Below are 13,199 nucleotides of genomic sequence, written 5' to 3'. Positions count from 1 at the left end.
TCCTGATGTTGGTATATTGCTCCGCCAGTGGCCTTCAGTTGCGTGCCCCTGTTGGCTTTCCGGACATCTCCACCCCCCCCCCGGCCCCCCCACTACAGTGAGGCCTAGGCCGCGCTTACCGGCAGCCATTGCTGCAGCAGCTCGCGTACGTCATGCAGCGAGGCGGTGATGTGGTGACCGTAGCCGCGCACTTCTTCGTCCGGCTCCAGCAGGTCCGGAATCTGGATGGTGGTCATGCCTGCGGCCAAGGCCGCGCGCACGCCGGTTGGTGAATCTTCCAGCGCCAGGCAATGTACGGGGGCGATGCCCAAACCGTGCGCGGCGTGCAGGTAGATATCCGGGGCCGGCTTGGAATGGGCAACATCGCTGCTGGTGGCAACGAACTGGAAATACTGCAACAGCCCGGCCGCCTCCAGCTTGCGCTGGGCCAGCGGTGAGCGGGTGGCGGTGGCCACCGCGCGCGGGATGTCATGCTCGCGCAGCAACTCCAGCAACTCGATGATGCCCGGCCGCAACGGCACACCGGCATCAACGATGCCGGCATAGCGCGCATAGGCATCTGCCAGCAGCGCGTCGGTACGTTCCATGCCCAGCACGTCGGCCAGTTTCTGCCGGGTGGTGGCATCGGATGAGCCGATCAGGGACAGCAGCAGCGGACGCGGCAAGCCATAGCCATGCTCTTGCGCGGTCTGCTCCAGACAGCCCATCAGCGCACGCTCGCTGTCCAGCATCAGCCCATCCATGTCGAACACCAGCGCCTGCGGGCGGGCCAGCAATTCCATCAGGCCTGCTCTCCAAACAGCACCGCCAGATCGGCGGCATCGAGCTGACGCCATTGGCCTTCAGGCAGATCACCCAGGCCCAGGCCGCCAATGCGCGAACGGTGCAGCGCCTGCACGTGGTTGCCCACCGCGGCGAACATGCGCCGCACCTGGTGGTAGCGGCCTTCGTGCAGGGTTAGTCGCGCGGCGCGTGCGCCCAGCACCTCAAGTTCGGCGGGCAGCAAGGGCTTGTCGTCCGACTCCAGCAGCAGCGTGCCGCTGGCGAACCGGGCGGTCTCGCTGCCGCTCAGGTCTTCCGCCAGCTGCGCTTCGTAGACCTTGTCCAGCTTCGACTTCGGCGACACGATGCGGTGCAGCAGCTGGCCGTCATCGGTCATCAGCAACATGCCCGAGGTGTCGCGATCGAGGCGACCAACGCTGGACAGCACCGGGTCGCGGTCGCGGAAACGCTCGGGCAGCAGCTCATAGATCAAGCGGCCATGGTCTTTGGTCGAACAGGTATAGCCGGCCGGCTTGTGCAGCATCAGGATCAGGCCCGGCGGCGGGTCGAGCAGCTCGTCATCGATGCGGATGTTGTCGTGCTCGACCTTGTCGTCGGCATACAGCACTTCACCTTGCGCATCGGTAATGCGGCCTTCGCGGAACATCTGCTGCACCTGCTTGCGGCTGCCGTACCCGAGGTTGGCGATGTGCTTGACCAGCTTCATGCGCGGCCCCGCGTACCGACGATGACCTTGAAACCATCGCGCTCGGCGGCCACCCGCACTTCACCGAAGCTCTCGGTGAGGATCTGCTCGTAGGGCAGATGGCGGTTGGCGACCATGAACAACTGCCCGCCCGGACGCAGCGACTGCGCAGCCACGGCGATGAAGCGGCGGCCGATGTCAGGCCGGTCTTCGCGCGCCGGGGTGTGGAACGGAGGGTTGGAGACGATGAAGTCGTAGCGACCATCGATGCCGGCGGTGACATCCTGCCAGCGGAAATCCAGCTTCACCTGCGCACCGGCCTCGGCCAGGTTGTGGCGGGCCAGAGCCAACGCACGCGCCTCGGCTTCGTACAGATCCAGCGCGGTGACCTTGGGGCAGCGTGCCAGCACTTCGGACGACAGATAGCCCCAGCCCGCGCCCAGGTCGGCGCCGCGACCGGCCAGATCCGCCGGCAGCTGCTCCACCAGCAGGGCCGAGGCCGGATCGATGCGGTCCCAGGCAAACACGCCGGGGCGGCTCAGGAAGCGGCCATCAACGATCTTGCGCGGTGCATCCAATGCGGACCAGCGCTTGTGCAGCGCCGCGTCGTGCTGGCCTTCGGCCGGCAGCGACCAATAGGCCCGGCAGTGGTTCTTGGTCAGCGTGCCGCCCAGCCCGGCCAGCTGCTGCAGGTCGCTTTCGCCGGAGCGGGCGCCCTCGTTGTTGGACTGGCAGGCGAGGATGATGCCGCCCGGAGCCAGCTTGCCCAGCGCCTGCACAAACAGCGCGCGGGCTTCGTCGCGCTGCCGCGGCGGCAACACCAGCACCAGCGCATAACGCTCGTCGGACTGCTCCAGCGCCTGCTCATCGCGCACTTCCCAGCCACTGCGCTGCAGCGCCTCGGCAAACGGGCGGAAGCTCTGCGAGCAAACCAGTTGGGTGCCGTCGGCATGCTCGCGCAGCGGCCAGCCGTCACGCGCGCGCAGGAACAGGACCGGCCCCTGCGGCCAACGCAGGCCAGCCTTGGAGAACGGGAGGAACAGGGTTTCCAACGGTGCGTCGTGCGGAGCAGGCATGCCGGTAATTCGTCTAGCAGGGCCGGCCATTCTACCGGGCCGGCCCCGGTCACCGGCCGCAGCCAGCTGAATGAGGCCTCACGCCCGCGCTGGATCAGGGTTCGGCGGCCGGCAGATGCTGCACCTGGAGCACGCTGTCCAGCCACACCACGTGCTGCTGGCAGGCCCGCAACAGGTCTTCCAGCCGCACCGTCGCGTTCACCCCGGGCTGCTCGTTGTGGTCGGCAAAATGCTGCAACGTCGGCTGCTCGGTAACGGTGCCAGCCACGCGACTGCCATCCTTGAGGACCAGCATGACCCGGGCCTGCTCCGGCAACTGGCCGAGCAAGGCCTCCAGCGATGCGATCAGCATCGGGTCGGAATAAACATGCGGCGCATACAGGGGCATGACAGCGTCCATGGGTGAACGCCGTCACAGTAGCGTTTTTCCGCGTGAAATCCGTGCAAAAATTTCAGCGTGGCAGGCGCGCGTCGCGGATAGCCGAAATCAGCTGCGCCACGCTGTACGGCTTGGCCAGATGCCCCTGGAACCCAGAGGAAAACGCACGCCGCCGGTCATCGGCACGGGCCAGCGCGGTCACCGCCACCGCTGGCAGCTCATCGCCGCCGACGCCCAAGGTCTCGCGCAGGGTGTGGATCAGGCCGTAGCCATCCATGCCCGGCATGCCAATGTCGCTGATCAGCACGTCGAATGCGGTATGTCCGCGCAGGTCCAGCAGCTCCAAGGCTTCGGCAGCGGTGCTGGCTGTAACCACCGACGCGCCCTGCTCTTCCAGCAGGCGGCGGATATAGCCCAGCATGTCGACCTGGTCTTCCACCGCCAGCACGCGCAGGCCCTGCAGGGCATTGGGCACCAGTACCTGCTCACCGATGCGGCCGCGCTGCACGCGCCGGCGCGGATGGTTCGCCGCCTTCTGCGCTTGAAACTCCGGCAGGCGCAGATGGAAGGTGGCGCCACGCCCTGGCCCTTCGCTGGCCGCCGAAACTGTACCGCCATGCAGCTCGGTCAGCTGCTGGACGATGGCCAGGCCCAGCCCGAGGCCACCGTGGCGACGGGTAGTGGTGCTGTCGGCCTGACTGAAGCGGCTGAACAGGTGTTCCAGGAACTCCGGCGCGATGCCGTCACCGTCGTCCTTGATCTGCACCACCAGATGGCCGGCTTCGTGCTGCAGGCTGATCTCGATCCGCCCTTCAACCGGGGTGAACTTGATCGCGTTGGACAAGAGATTGCCGAGTATCTGCTGCAGACGGGTGGCATCGCCAAGCACCGGCTGCGGCAGCTCCGGCAGCTCCAGCACCACCGTCTGCGCCTTGCCTTCGGCCACCAGCTCCTGCGCACGCACCGCTTCACGCAGCTGCTCGGACAGGTCCAGCACTTCCACTTCCAGCTGCACCTTGCCCAGCAACATGCTGCTCAGGTCGAGCATGTCCGACATCAGGTTCTTCTGCGTCATCGCGCTGCTGGCGATCACTTCCATGCCACGGCGCATCGGGTGATCGGCCTCCATGCGTTGCAGCAGCAGCTCGCTCCAGCCCAGCACCGTGGTCAGTGGCGTGCGCAGCTCATGCGACAGGGTAGCGAGGAATTCATCCTTCATCCGCGCCATGCCTTCGGCGGCGTTGCGCGCCACACGCTCGGCGGTGAGCAGGTCTTCGCGTGCCATTTCGATTTCACGGCGCTCGGTGATATCCGGGCTGTTGCCCGCCAGGCCGATGAAGCGGCCATCGGCCGAAAAACGCGGTACCGCGTTCATTTCCAACCAACGCCATTGTCCATCGTGGCGGCGCACGCGGGTATTGGCGTGCAGCTCGGTGCGGCCGTTCAATGCAGCCTGCAATTCGTACTCGAACGAGGCACGTTCGTCCGGATGCAGAAGGCGCTGCCAGGGGTCCGGCCCCAGGTCCTGATCAGCCGGCAAACCGAAGAAAGTGAAGAACGCGGTATTGACGAAGCGCAGCTGGCCGCGGTCATCCACCACCCAGACCGGCATCGGCAGGCCGTCGGCCAAGGCACTGAAACGCGCCTCGCTTTCGGCCAGCTCGGTTTCAATCCGCTTGCGTGCCGAGATATCGAACAGAAACACCGCGACCTGGTGCTTGTCGGGCTTGCCGATGCGTACCGCCTCCACCGAATACCAGCGCGACGGCTCCGACACCTGGCGCTCGAACTGGCTGATCCCGCCTTCGCTGACCACCCGCCCAAAGGCCTGGAACCAATCCGCCTCCATCGCCGGCACCACCTCGCTGGCGCGCCGACCGGTGACATTGCTCAGGCCGGTGACCTTCTGGAAACCGGCATTGACCTTGCGGTAGATGAAATCCACCGCGGTGCCCTGTTCAAACACCAGCTCGATCACGCAGAAGCCGCTGGCCACCGCATTGAATACCTCCCGATAGAGGCTGGAGCTTTCCAGATCCTCTTCGTCCAGAGACAGCAATGACAGGTGTGAGTCCGGGCTGGGGGCAGGCATTGTCGGAGAGGAGAAATGGCGCGGCGAAGAGGGATACGTGCCGCTCAGTCTGGGCGACAAACCATCCACAGCCTGTGATGATGAACCATCGCGCAATCCGCTGCTGCGAACTGGCACCGTGTTCATTGCAGCGTGGGGGTGTGGGCCTCACACTTCCATCATCAAAGTCCACCAGGAGCATGTCATGAAAACACTGACCGTTACCGGACTTGTCCTGGCCTGCCTGCTGGCTGCCGGCGGTGCCGATGCCAAGCCGCGCACCGTATCCGATCCCGAAGCGCCGCATGCCCTGAGCGTCGAAGGTCCAGTACAGGTGCAATGGACCGATCCGACACAGTTCACCGAGCTGCGCTACAGCCGCAACCGCTGGGACGCGCAGCGGGGCAACTGGGTGGAGGATCTGGCCGAACACCTGCGCAAGCAGGCCAGCAAGCAGCTGCCGGAAGGGCAGAAGCTGGACGTGACCATCACCGACATCAAGCGTGCTGGCGACTACGAGCCGTGGCATGGCCCGCGCCTGGATGACATCCGCGTGATGCGCGACATCTACCCGCCGCGCATCACCCTGCAGTTCACCTTGACCGATGCCAATGGCCAGATCATCGACCAGGGCGAGCGCAAGCTCTCCGACACCGGTTATCTGCTCAACAGCAGCCTGCCCAACAACACCGACCCGCTGCGCTACGAAAAGCGCCTGCTCAATGACTGGGTACGCCGCGAACTGCAGAGCGATCGCAGCACTGCCGGTTTGTAATTCGCAATCGCGTAGATAGGAATCAGAAAGGGCCGCAATGCGGCCCTTTCTGTTTCACCTGTAGTGCCGAGCCATGCTCGGCAGACGCTCTACCGGCTCGCTGAAACCCGTGGGAGCGGCGTCAGCCGCGAAGCTGGCAGCAATGAAGCTGCATGCAACTCTGCGATCGCTTGGGTTGCCAAGCTTCGCGGCTGACGCCGCTCCCACAAATGCAAAATGCAAAATGAAACGGGCCGCGACGCGGCCCGTTTCATTCATTGCACCCGGCAGCCTCACGCCGACAAATACACGCGCGGCGTGCGCTTGAGGCTGCACGGCAAACGATAGGCGCTGGTATTGCAGCGCGGCGCCAACTCGGAAATGGTCGGCGCATTGCCCCACAACTGCACGATGCTGCCACGTGCTGCCTGCGGGTGATCGCTCAGGTCTACGGTCAACATGTCCATCGATACACGACCAATCAACCGCCCCGGCACGCCATCGATCAACACCGGCGTGCCATTCGGCGCGAACTGCGGATAGCCATCGGCGTAGCCCATCGCAACCACGCCTACGCGCGTTGGCTTTTCAGCGACAAAACGCGCGCCATACCCCAGCGGTTCGCCGACAGCGAGTTCGCGCACCGCGATCACCCGCGACTGCAGGGTCATCACCGGGCGCAGCTGCGCGGCATGCGGGCTGGGCTGCGGATACAAGGGATCGGCGCCGTACAGCATCAGCCCCGGGCGTACCCAATCGCTGCGCACATCCGGCCAGCCCAACAAGGCCGGCGAATTGCACAGGCTGGTTTCACCCGCCAAACCTTCTGTCGCACGAACGAAGACATCGAGCTGCTCGCGGGTGCGGTTGCTGTCCAGTTCATCGGCACGCGCCAGGTGGGTCATCAACACCAGCGGGCCGACCTGCGGCAGTGCGCTCAGGCGTGCATGCGCGTCGCGGAACTCTTCCGGCGACAGACCCAGCCGGTGCATGCCGCTGTCCAGCTTGAGCCAGATACGCAGCGTGGCGTCGGTCTTGAATGCCTCCACCGCCTCCAGCTGCCACGACGTGGCCACGACCACCCAGAAATCATGTTCGACGATCAACGGCAGTTCGGCCGCGTCGAAGAAGCCTTCCATCAGCAGGATCGGGCCACGGATGCCGGCCTGACGCAGCTCCAGCGCTTCTTCGATGCAGGCCACGCCAAAACCATCGGCCTCGTCCTGCAGCGCGCGGGCGCAGTTCACCGCGCCGTGCCCGTAAGCATCCGCCTTGATGATCGCCAAGGCCTTGCCACCGCCGAGCTGGCGGGCCAGCCGGTAGTTGTGGCGCAGTGCGTCCAGGTCGATCAGTGCCTGTGCCGGGCGCATCAGTGCTGGCCCTTGCCGTAGCGGAAGATATCCAGGCCTTCGGTACTGATCTGCGGCTGCTTGCCGCTCATCAGGTCGGCCAGGTAACGGCCGGAGCCGGCTGCCATGGTCCAGCCGAGTGTGCCGTGGCCGGTATTGAGGAACAGGTTGCGGTACGGCGTTGCGCCGATCACTGGCGTGCCGTCCGGCGTGGCCGGGCGCAGGCCGGTCCAGAAGCTGGCCTGCGACAGGTCGCCGCCGTCCGGGTACAGGTCCTTGACCACTTTCTCCAGCGTGGCGCGACGGCGCGGCTCCAACGACAGGTCGAAACCGGCCACTTCGGCCATGCCACCGACGCGGATGCGGTCTTCGAAGCGGGTGATGGCGATCTTGTAACTTTCGTCGAGGATGGTCGAATTCGGTGCCATCGCTGCGTTGGTGATCGGCAGGGTCAGCGAGTAACCCTTCAGCGGGTACACCGGCAGCTGCATGCCCAACGGTGCCAGCAGCTGCGGCGAATAGCTGCCCAACGCCAGCACGTAGTGGTCGGCGGTCTCCAGCTTGCCGTTGATGCGTACGCCGGTGATGCGGTCGCCATCGGTCTGGATCGAAGCGATGTCCTGGTCGAAGCGGAACTCGACACCGGCCGCTTCGGCCAACGCCGCCAGCTTGGTGGTGAACAGCTGGCAGTCGCCGGTCTGGTCTTCGGGCAGGCGCAACGCGCCGACCAGCATCTCTGTCTTGCCGGCCAGCGCCGGCTCAACCCGGGCAATGCCCTGGCGGTCCAGCACTTCGTAGGGCACGCCGTATTCGCGCAGCACCTCGATGTCCTGCGCGGCGGCATCCAGCTGCTGCTGGGTGCGGAACAACTGGGTGGTGCCCAGCTGGCGACCTTCGTAGTCGATGCCGGTGGCGGCGCGCAGCTCGTTGATGCAATCGCGGCTGTAGTCGGACACCCGCACCATGCGCGCCTTGTTGACCGCGTAACGGGCCGAGGTGCAGTTGCGCAGCATCTGCCACAGCCAACGGTACTGGGCGATGTCGGCGGTGGGGCGGATGGCCAGCGGCGCATGCTCCTCGAACAACCACTTGATCGCCTTGAACGGCACGCCCGGGGCGGCCCACGGCGAGGTGTAGCCGAACGACAGCTGGCCGGCATTGGCAAAGCTGGTTTCCAGCGCCGGGGCCGGCTGCCGGTCCACCACGGTGACCTCAAAGCCGGCCTGCCGTAGATACCAGGCACTGGTCGTGCCGATCACACCGCTGCCAAGCACCAGAACGCGCATTTTCATTCTCCGGACCACATCATTCCCTGCGCACGGGACGGCAGGGGCTAGGAACGGCGCAGTATATTCAGGGTCAGCCAGTTGTTTTCCCTGTATTAGCTTGCCGAATCAGGTTAATTTCCCGCTTCGTTCATCAAAAACAGAGCCGCCATGGCCACCCGCAGCCGCGAACTGGACAAGATCGACCGCAAGATCCTGCGCATCCTGCAGCAGGAGGGGCGTATCTCCTTCACCGAGCTGGGCGAACGCGTCGGCCTGTCGACCACGCCCTGCACCGAGCGCGTGCGCCGGCTGGAGCGCGAAGGCGTGATCACCGGCTACTACGCACGACTGGACCCTTCCTCGGTCAAGGCCAGCCTGCTGGTGTTCGTGGAGATCAGCCTGGCCTACAAATCCGGCGACATCTTCGAGGAATTCCGGCGTGCGGCGCTGAAGCTGCCCAACGTACTGGAATGCCATTTGATGTCCGGCGATTTCGATTACCTGCTCAAGGCACGCATCAACGAAATGGCCTCCTACCGCAAGTTGCTCGGCAGCACCCTGCTGACCTTGCCGCACGTACGCGAATCCAAAAGCTACATCGTGATGGAGGAAGTAAAAGAAACCCTCTGCCTGCCAATAGCAGAGTAGTGCCGAGCCGTACGCCCCTCCCTTTGGCCGCAGGCCAAGGGGGTGAAGAGGGCCTGCTTGCACGCCACCGGCGTGCGGCCTGATGAACGACCGAAGGCCATGCCTTCGGGCCGGGCGGGTTGGGGAGGGATAGCTTTTGGCTTTGGCTTGGAATGCCTCCTGCCGAGCATGGCTCGGCACTACAGGGTCAGCGCGCACCGGCCGGCGGCGGCACTACCTGTTGCCCCACACCGCTGGGCACGGTGTCGTAATAGCGATTGGTGCGGGTATCCAATACCCGGCCGGGGCTGGTCTGCCGCATATGCGGCGCTGGCTGTCCCTTGCTGTCGTAGATCGGACGCGCGGTCTGCGCTGGCTGGCTGATCGGCTTTGCCTTCGGCGTCGGTTTGGGCTTGGTGACCGGCTGTGGCGGCAATGGCCGCGCATCCTCCTGGCGCTGGTCGGATGGCACCGTTGTCGACGGCCGCGACGGCGGCGGCAGCGTCACCGGCCGGGTTGCAGTCGGCGACGGTGGCTGCTGTAGCTGCGCCTGCGCCGAGAGCGGTGCGATCGCCAGCACTGCCAGCGCCAGATATGTCATCCGTTTCATCGACATCTCCCGTTGCTCGACCAGCCGAGCATGCGCCGACACGGCTGGCGCCACCATGAATGCGCCCTTGGACTGGCCACTGCCCGCCCCTACCATTGATACCTGCCCCACGGATGCCGCGCCATGACCGCCTTCGACCTGACCCCTCCCAGCACCACCCAACGTGATGCCCTGATCGCCGGGCTCAGCAGCGAAGAACAGCGCGTGCTGCTGCATCACGGCACCGAGGCACCGTTCTGCGGCGTGTTCCTGGATAACAAGCGTGACGGCGTGTACTGCTGCCGCCTGTGCGCGCTGCCGCTGTTCCGTTCCAGCACCAAGTTCGACTCGGGCACCGGTTGGCCGAGCTTCTTCGCACCGTTCGATCCGGCCCATGTGCGCGAGATCCGCGACATCAGCCACGGCATGATCCGCACCGAGATCGTCTGCGCACGCTGTGGCAGCCATCTTGGCCATGTATTCCCGGACGGCCCGCCGCCGACCTTTGAACGGCATTGCCTGAACTCAGTGTCGCTGGGCTTTGTCGAGAACGGCCAGCCGTACCCGGACCCGCTGCAGCGTGGCGGAGCCGAGGCACAGCCCGCAGCGTAAGCAAGCGCGTCACCTGTAGTGCCGAGCCATGCTCGGCAGGGGCTCTACTAGTAAAGCCTCAGCCGAACATGGCTCGGCTCTACAGAACAGCATTACCTGTAAAGCCTCAGCCGAGCATGGCTCGGCTCTACAGAGCAGCATTACCGGTAAAGCGTCAGCCGAGCATGGCCCGGCTCTACAGGGGCTGCTGCGCTCAGCCTACAGATTTTCCGCTGACGGCCGACAACGGGATATCCCCTCCCCTTGTCTGCCCCCATGCTTATCATCGTCGGCCTGCTCGTTGTCATTTTCGCTGTCCTGGGCGGCTACGTCGGTGCGCACGGGCGCCTGGCCGCGCTGTGGCAGCCCTACGAACTGGTCATCATCGGTGGTGCCGCCCTCGGTGCTTTCCTGATCGCCACGCCGCTCAAGACCGTCAAGCAGACCCTGCGGGCAACCGTCAGCGTGTTCAAAGGCCCGCAGTACAAGCGCCAGGACTACCTGGACGTGCTCAGCCTGCTCTACGAACTGCTCAACAAGGCGCGCCGTGAAGGCTTCATGGCGCTGGAAGACCACGTCGAGAATCCGCAGGACAGCGCGGTGTTCGCCAACTACCCGAAGGTGCTGGCCGACCACCATCTGCTCGACTTCATCACCGACTGCCTGCGCCTGATGATCGGCTCCAACATCGAGCCGCATGAGCTGGAACCGCTGCTGGAGCTGGAGCTGGAAAAGCACCACCACGAGGCGATGGAACCGGCCCACGTGCTCAACAAGGTCGCCGATGGCCTGCCTGGGTTCGGCATCGTCGCCGCGGTGCTGGGCATCGTCATCACCATGGGCTCGATCGGCGGAGACATCAAGGAAGTGGGCGCGCACGTGGCTGGCGCGCTGGTTGGTACCTTCCTCGGCATCCTGCTCGGCTACGGCTTCGTCGGCCCGCTGGCCGCGGCGATGGAGGCACGCGCCGAACAGGACGCCCGCATCTATGAATCGGTGAAGACCGCACTGCTGGCCTGCCTGCGTGGCTACAACCCGAAGATCGCGCTGGAGTTCGCCCGCAAGACCGTGCCCTCGGCACTGCGGCCGGGTTTCAGCGAGTTCGAACAGCACCTGAAGTCGGTCAAGTAAGGCGCGCGCCATGACCGAGAGCAAACCCACGGTAATCGTTCGCCGGGTGAAGAAAATCCAGGGTGGCGGCCACCACGGCGGTTCGTGGAAGGTGGCCTACGCCGACTTCGTCACCGCGATGATGGCCTTCTTCCTGGTGCTGTGGCTGATGGCCGCCACCACCAAGCCCGAGCGCGCGGCGATCTCCGAGTACTTCCGCAACCCCAGCCCCTTGAGTGGCACCAGCAGCACGCCGGCTCCGGGCATGGCCGGCCCCGGCGGCGCCAGCACCTCGATGATCAAGCTCGGTGGCGCCACCGATGTCTCGCGCGGCAACAGCAATGACCCGTTCCAGAACCAGCAGGAAGCGGTGCCCACGCCGGTGCAGGAGCGCGAGCGCGACAAGCAGCGGCTGGAAGCACTGAAGCAGGAGCTGCAGGAAGCGATCAGCAAGAGCCAGGCGCTGGAGCCGTTCAAGGACCAGCTGCTGCTGGACATCACCCCGGAAGGCCTGCGCATCCAGATCGTGGACAAGCAGAACCGGCCGATGTTCGACCTCGGCAGCGCGCGCCTGATGCCGTATACGCAGACCATCCTGGTGGAGCTGTCGCGCTACATCAACCAGGTGCCCAACCACATCAGCCTCACCGGCCATACCGACACCACCGCCTATTCCACCCAGCTGGGTTACGGCAACTGGGAGCTGAGTGCAGACCGCGCCAATGCCGCACGGCGTGCGCTGCTGGAAGGCGGCATGGACCCGGCCAAGGTGGCGCGGGTGGTCGGGTTGGCGTCCTCGGTGCTGTTCGACAAGGCCAATCCACAGAACCCGATCAACCGCCGCATCAGCATCGTGGTGATGAGCCAGGAAGCCGAGGCGGCAGCACTGAACCAGGCCGACAGCCTGCCGGTGCCGGTGACCGCCGTCGTCCCGGCAGCCACTGCAGCGGCCCCGGCTGATGGCGTCAGCGACGGCCCCGGCTGAGCCCTGTTCCGGCAGCAGGGGCCCGCTGCGCCTACAATGGGCATCGTTTTCCTTTTAGCCGAACAACATGTCCAAGCTCTCCAAAGCCAAGCGCGACAAGCGCAAGAAGCAGGCCCCGCGCCGCCCGTTCGCCCGCCTGAACGCCCAGCAGCAGGTGCAGAACCACGCCGTGCTGGTCAACGAAGAAGGCCAGGTCGTGGCCGCCATCGGCCTGCAGGGCAATGAGTGGCTGCTGGCCATCGGCGGCCAGACCATGGGCAATGCCGACAACCCGGTGCCGATGCTGGCCATGCTCAAGCACCTGGCCAATGTGCAGGAGAAGGAAGGCCGCAAGGTCACCCTGGAGTACTCCGCGGCGCTGCAGCAGATGATCGACGACCTGGCTGCCGACGAAGGCAAGACCGCCGACGACTACCTGGCCGGCCTGGTATCCGAATTCGAAGGCATCGAAGGCGAGGAAGCCGCTGACGACGCCGCGGAAGAGGCCATCGCCATCGCCGAAGAAGTACCGGCTGACGACGACAAGTCCAAGGCCTGAGTCCAGGGCCGAACGTGACGGTCTATATCGACGATGCAGTACATCCCTGGCGCGGTGAGCGCTGGGCGCATCTGATGGCCGACACCTTGCCCGAGCTGCATGCGCTGGCGCAGCAGCTCGGGATTCCGCGCAGGGCCTTCCAGAACCGCCCCAGCGGCGTGCACTACGACGTGCCGGCACCGCTGCGTGAGCAGGCCATCGTGCTCGGCGCGCAGGCGATATCACGGCATACCGACCGCGCGCAGATGCGCAGGGTGATTGCCAATGCGCGGGCGTTGTACCAGCCCTGATGAACCCACCATAGTGCCGAGCCATGCTCGGCTGGGGCTGTACCGATAGACCAACCTGTAGTGCCGAGCCATGCCCGGCAGGGGTTTACCGGTAACGCTTCTGC

15 protein-coding genes are annotated in these 13,199 nt (G+C 65.3%); 7 read left to right on the top strand and 8 right to left on the bottom strand.

Annotated elements, in window-relative coordinates; all coding sequences use genetic code 11:
- Positions 1–104: 104 nt before the first annotated feature.
- The 5 genes from AC1VWL_RS18180 to AC1VWL_RS18160 all read right to left on the bottom strand — a co-directional run bounded on the left by AC1VWL_RS18180 (position 105) and on the right by AC1VWL_RS18160 (position 5,015).
- Positions 105–782 carry an HAD family hydrolase gene (locus AC1VWL_RS18180; protein ID WP_482987613.1) on the bottom strand — a complete coding sequence of 226 codons (678 nt, stop codon included), beginning with the start codon at positions 780–782 and terminating at the stop codon, positions 105–107.
- Positions 782–1,489, bottom strand: a complete 708-nt coding sequence (locus AC1VWL_RS18175) for a pseudouridine synthase (protein WP_296249744.1) — start codon at positions 1,487–1,489, stop codon at positions 782–784. The genes AC1VWL_RS18180 and AC1VWL_RS18175 overlap by 1 nt, the downstream gene beginning before the upstream one ends.
- Positions 1,486–2,544 carry a class I SAM-dependent methyltransferase gene (locus tag AC1VWL_RS18170; RefSeq protein ID WP_482987612.1) on the bottom strand — a complete coding sequence of 353 codons (1,059 nt, stop codon included), beginning with the start codon at positions 2,542–2,544 and terminating at the stop codon, positions 1,486–1,488. The genes AC1VWL_RS18175 and AC1VWL_RS18170 overlap by 4 nt, the downstream gene beginning before the upstream one ends.
- Positions 2,545–2,638: 94 nt before the next feature.
- On the bottom strand, positions 2,639–2,944 hold the full coding sequence (locus tag AC1VWL_RS18165; RefSeq protein ID WP_481615610.1) for a DUF3247 family protein: 306 nt from the start codon (positions 2,942–2,944) through the stop codon (positions 2,639–2,641).
- 52 nt (positions 2,945–2,996) lie between these two features.
- Entirely contained in the window at positions 2,997–5,015 is a 2,019-nt protein-coding gene (locus tag AC1VWL_RS18160; protein WP_481615609.1) for an ATP-binding response regulator, read from the bottom strand.
- A gap of 184 nt (positions 5,016–5,199) precedes the next feature.
- Here AC1VWL_RS18160 and AC1VWL_RS18155 point away from each other — a divergent pair, with 184 nt between their 5' ends.
- Positions 5,200–5,769, top strand: coding sequence for a DUF3016 domain-containing protein (locus AC1VWL_RS18155; RefSeq protein ID WP_482987611.1), 570 nt, complete (start codon positions 5,200–5,202; stop codon positions 5,767–5,769).
- Between the two features lie 272 nt (positions 5,770–6,041).
- On the opposite strand, the gene alr is transcribed toward AC1VWL_RS18155, so the two are convergent.
- Positions 6,042–7,118, bottom strand: a complete 1,077-nt coding sequence (gene alr / locus AC1VWL_RS18150; RefSeq protein WP_296249756.1) for an alanine racemase — start codon at positions 7,116–7,118, stop codon at positions 6,042–6,044.
- The gene (locus AC1VWL_RS18145; protein ID WP_282272146.1) at positions 7,118–8,383 is read right to left on the bottom strand and encodes a D-amino acid dehydrogenase; all 1,266 of its coding nucleotides are present in this window, start codon (positions 8,381–8,383) and stop codon (positions 7,118–7,120) included. Before AC1VWL_RS18145 ends, alr begins: the two co-directional genes overlap by 1 nt.
- Before the next feature lie 150 nt (positions 8,384–8,533).
- On the opposite strand from AC1VWL_RS18145, the gene AC1VWL_RS18140 reads away from it, so the two are divergent.
- Positions 8,534–9,013, top strand: coding sequence for a winged helix-turn-helix transcriptional regulator (locus AC1VWL_RS18140; protein ID WP_057626761.1), 480 nt, complete (start codon positions 8,534–8,536; stop codon positions 9,011–9,013).
- Positions 9,014–9,200: 187 nt separating this feature from the next.
- On the opposite strand, the gene AC1VWL_RS18135 is transcribed toward AC1VWL_RS18140, so the two are convergent.
- Positions 9,201–9,602: a classical arabinogalactan protein 4 gene (locus tag AC1VWL_RS18135; RefSeq protein ID WP_482987610.1), complete on the bottom strand. Its 402-nt coding sequence runs from the start codon at positions 9,600–9,602 to the stop codon at positions 9,201–9,203.
- Positions 9,603–9,725: 123 nt separating this feature from the next.
- On the opposite strand from AC1VWL_RS18135, the gene msrB reads away from it, so the two are divergent.
- The 5 genes from msrB (at position 9,726) to AC1VWL_RS18110 (ending at position 13,095) form a co-directional block, all read left to right on the top strand.
- Entirely contained in the window at positions 9,726–10,193 is a 468-nt protein-coding gene (gene msrB, locus AC1VWL_RS18130) for a peptide-methionine (R)-S-oxide reductase MsrB (protein ID WP_296249760.1), read from the top strand.
- Positions 10,194–10,448: 255 nt separating this feature from the next.
- On the top strand, positions 10,449–11,303 hold the full coding sequence (gene motA, locus AC1VWL_RS18125; RefSeq protein ID WP_282273324.1) for a flagellar motor stator protein MotA: 855 nt from the start codon (positions 10,449–10,451) through the stop codon (positions 11,301–11,303).
- A gap of 10 nt (positions 11,304–11,313) precedes the next feature.
- Complete coding sequence (gene motB, locus AC1VWL_RS18120; RefSeq protein ID WP_481615773.1) at positions 11,314–12,267, top strand: flagellar motor protein MotB; 954 nt, start codon at positions 11,314–11,316, stop codon at positions 12,265–12,267.
- Positions 12,268–12,334: 67 nt separating this feature from the next.
- Entirely contained in the window at positions 12,335–12,805 is a 471-nt protein-coding gene (locus AC1VWL_RS18115; protein WP_482987609.1) for a hypothetical protein, read from the top strand.
- A gap of 14 nt (positions 12,806–12,819) precedes the next feature.
- The gene (locus AC1VWL_RS18110) at positions 12,820–13,095 is read left to right on the top strand and encodes a DUF4031 domain-containing protein (RefSeq protein WP_282273319.1); all 276 of its coding nucleotides are present in this window, start codon (positions 12,820–12,822) and stop codon (positions 13,093–13,095) included.
- The last annotated feature ends 104 nt before the right edge of the window (positions 13,096–13,199 follow it).

The organism is Stenotrophomonas sp. STEN063 (assembly GCF_056854515.1).
This window is presented reverse-complemented; position numbering and strand designations above follow the sequence as displayed.

What these genes read in the sequence shown, in the direction of transcription:
- AC1VWL_RS18115 (WP_482987609.1), top strand. Translation starts at nt 12,335, where the DNA reads ATGTCCAAGCTCTCCAAAGCCAAGCGCGACAAGCGCAAGAAGCAGGCC.
- motA (WP_282273324.1), top strand. Translation starts at nt 10,449, where the DNA reads ATGCTTATCATCGTCGGCCTGCTCGTTGTCATTTTCGCTGTCCTGGGC.
- msrB (WP_296249760.1), top strand. Translation starts at nt 9,726, where the DNA reads ATGACCGCCTTCGACCTGACCCCTCCCAGCACCACCCAACGTGATGCC.
- AC1VWL_RS18170 (WP_482987612.1), bottom strand. Translation starts at nt 2,544, where the DNA reads ATGCCTGCTCCGCACGACGCACCGTTGGAAACCCTGTTCCTCCCGTTC.
- AC1VWL_RS18155 (WP_482987611.1), top strand. Translation starts at nt 5,200, where the DNA reads ATGAAAACACTGACCGTTACCGGACTTGTCCTGGCCTGCCTGCTGGCT.
- AC1VWL_RS18165 (WP_481615610.1), bottom strand. Translation starts at nt 2,944, where the DNA reads ATGGACGCTGTCATGCCCCTGTATGCGCCGCATGTTTATTCCGACCCG.
- AC1VWL_RS18175 (WP_296249744.1), bottom strand. Translation starts at nt 1,489, where the DNA reads ATGAAGCTGGTCAAGCACATCGCCAACCTCGGGTACGGCAGCCGCAAG.
- AC1VWL_RS18180 (WP_482987613.1), bottom strand. Translation starts at nt 782, where the DNA reads ATGGAATTGCTGGCCCGCCCGCAGGCGCTGGTGTTCGACATGGATGGG.
- AC1VWL_RS18145 (WP_282272146.1), bottom strand. Translation starts at nt 8,383, where the DNA reads ATGCGCGTTCTGGTGCTTGGCAGCGGTGTGATCGGCACGACCAGTGCC.
- AC1VWL_RS18135 (WP_482987610.1), bottom strand. Translation starts at nt 9,602, where the DNA reads ATGAAACGGATGACATATCTGGCGCTGGCAGTGCTGGCGATCGCACCG.
- AC1VWL_RS18140 (WP_057626761.1), top strand. Translation starts at nt 8,534, where the DNA reads ATGGCCACCCGCAGCCGCGAACTGGACAAGATCGACCGCAAGATCCTG.
- motB (WP_481615773.1), top strand. Translation starts at nt 11,314, where the DNA reads ATGACCGAGAGCAAACCCACGGTAATCGTTCGCCGGGTGAAGAAAATC.
- AC1VWL_RS18160 (WP_481615609.1), bottom strand. Translation starts at nt 5,015, where the DNA reads ATGCCTGCCCCCAGCCCGGACTCACACCTGTCATTGCTGTCTCTGGAC.
- alr (WP_296249756.1), bottom strand. Translation starts at nt 7,118, where the DNA reads ATGCGCCCGGCACAGGCACTGATCGACCTGGACGCACTGCGCCACAAC.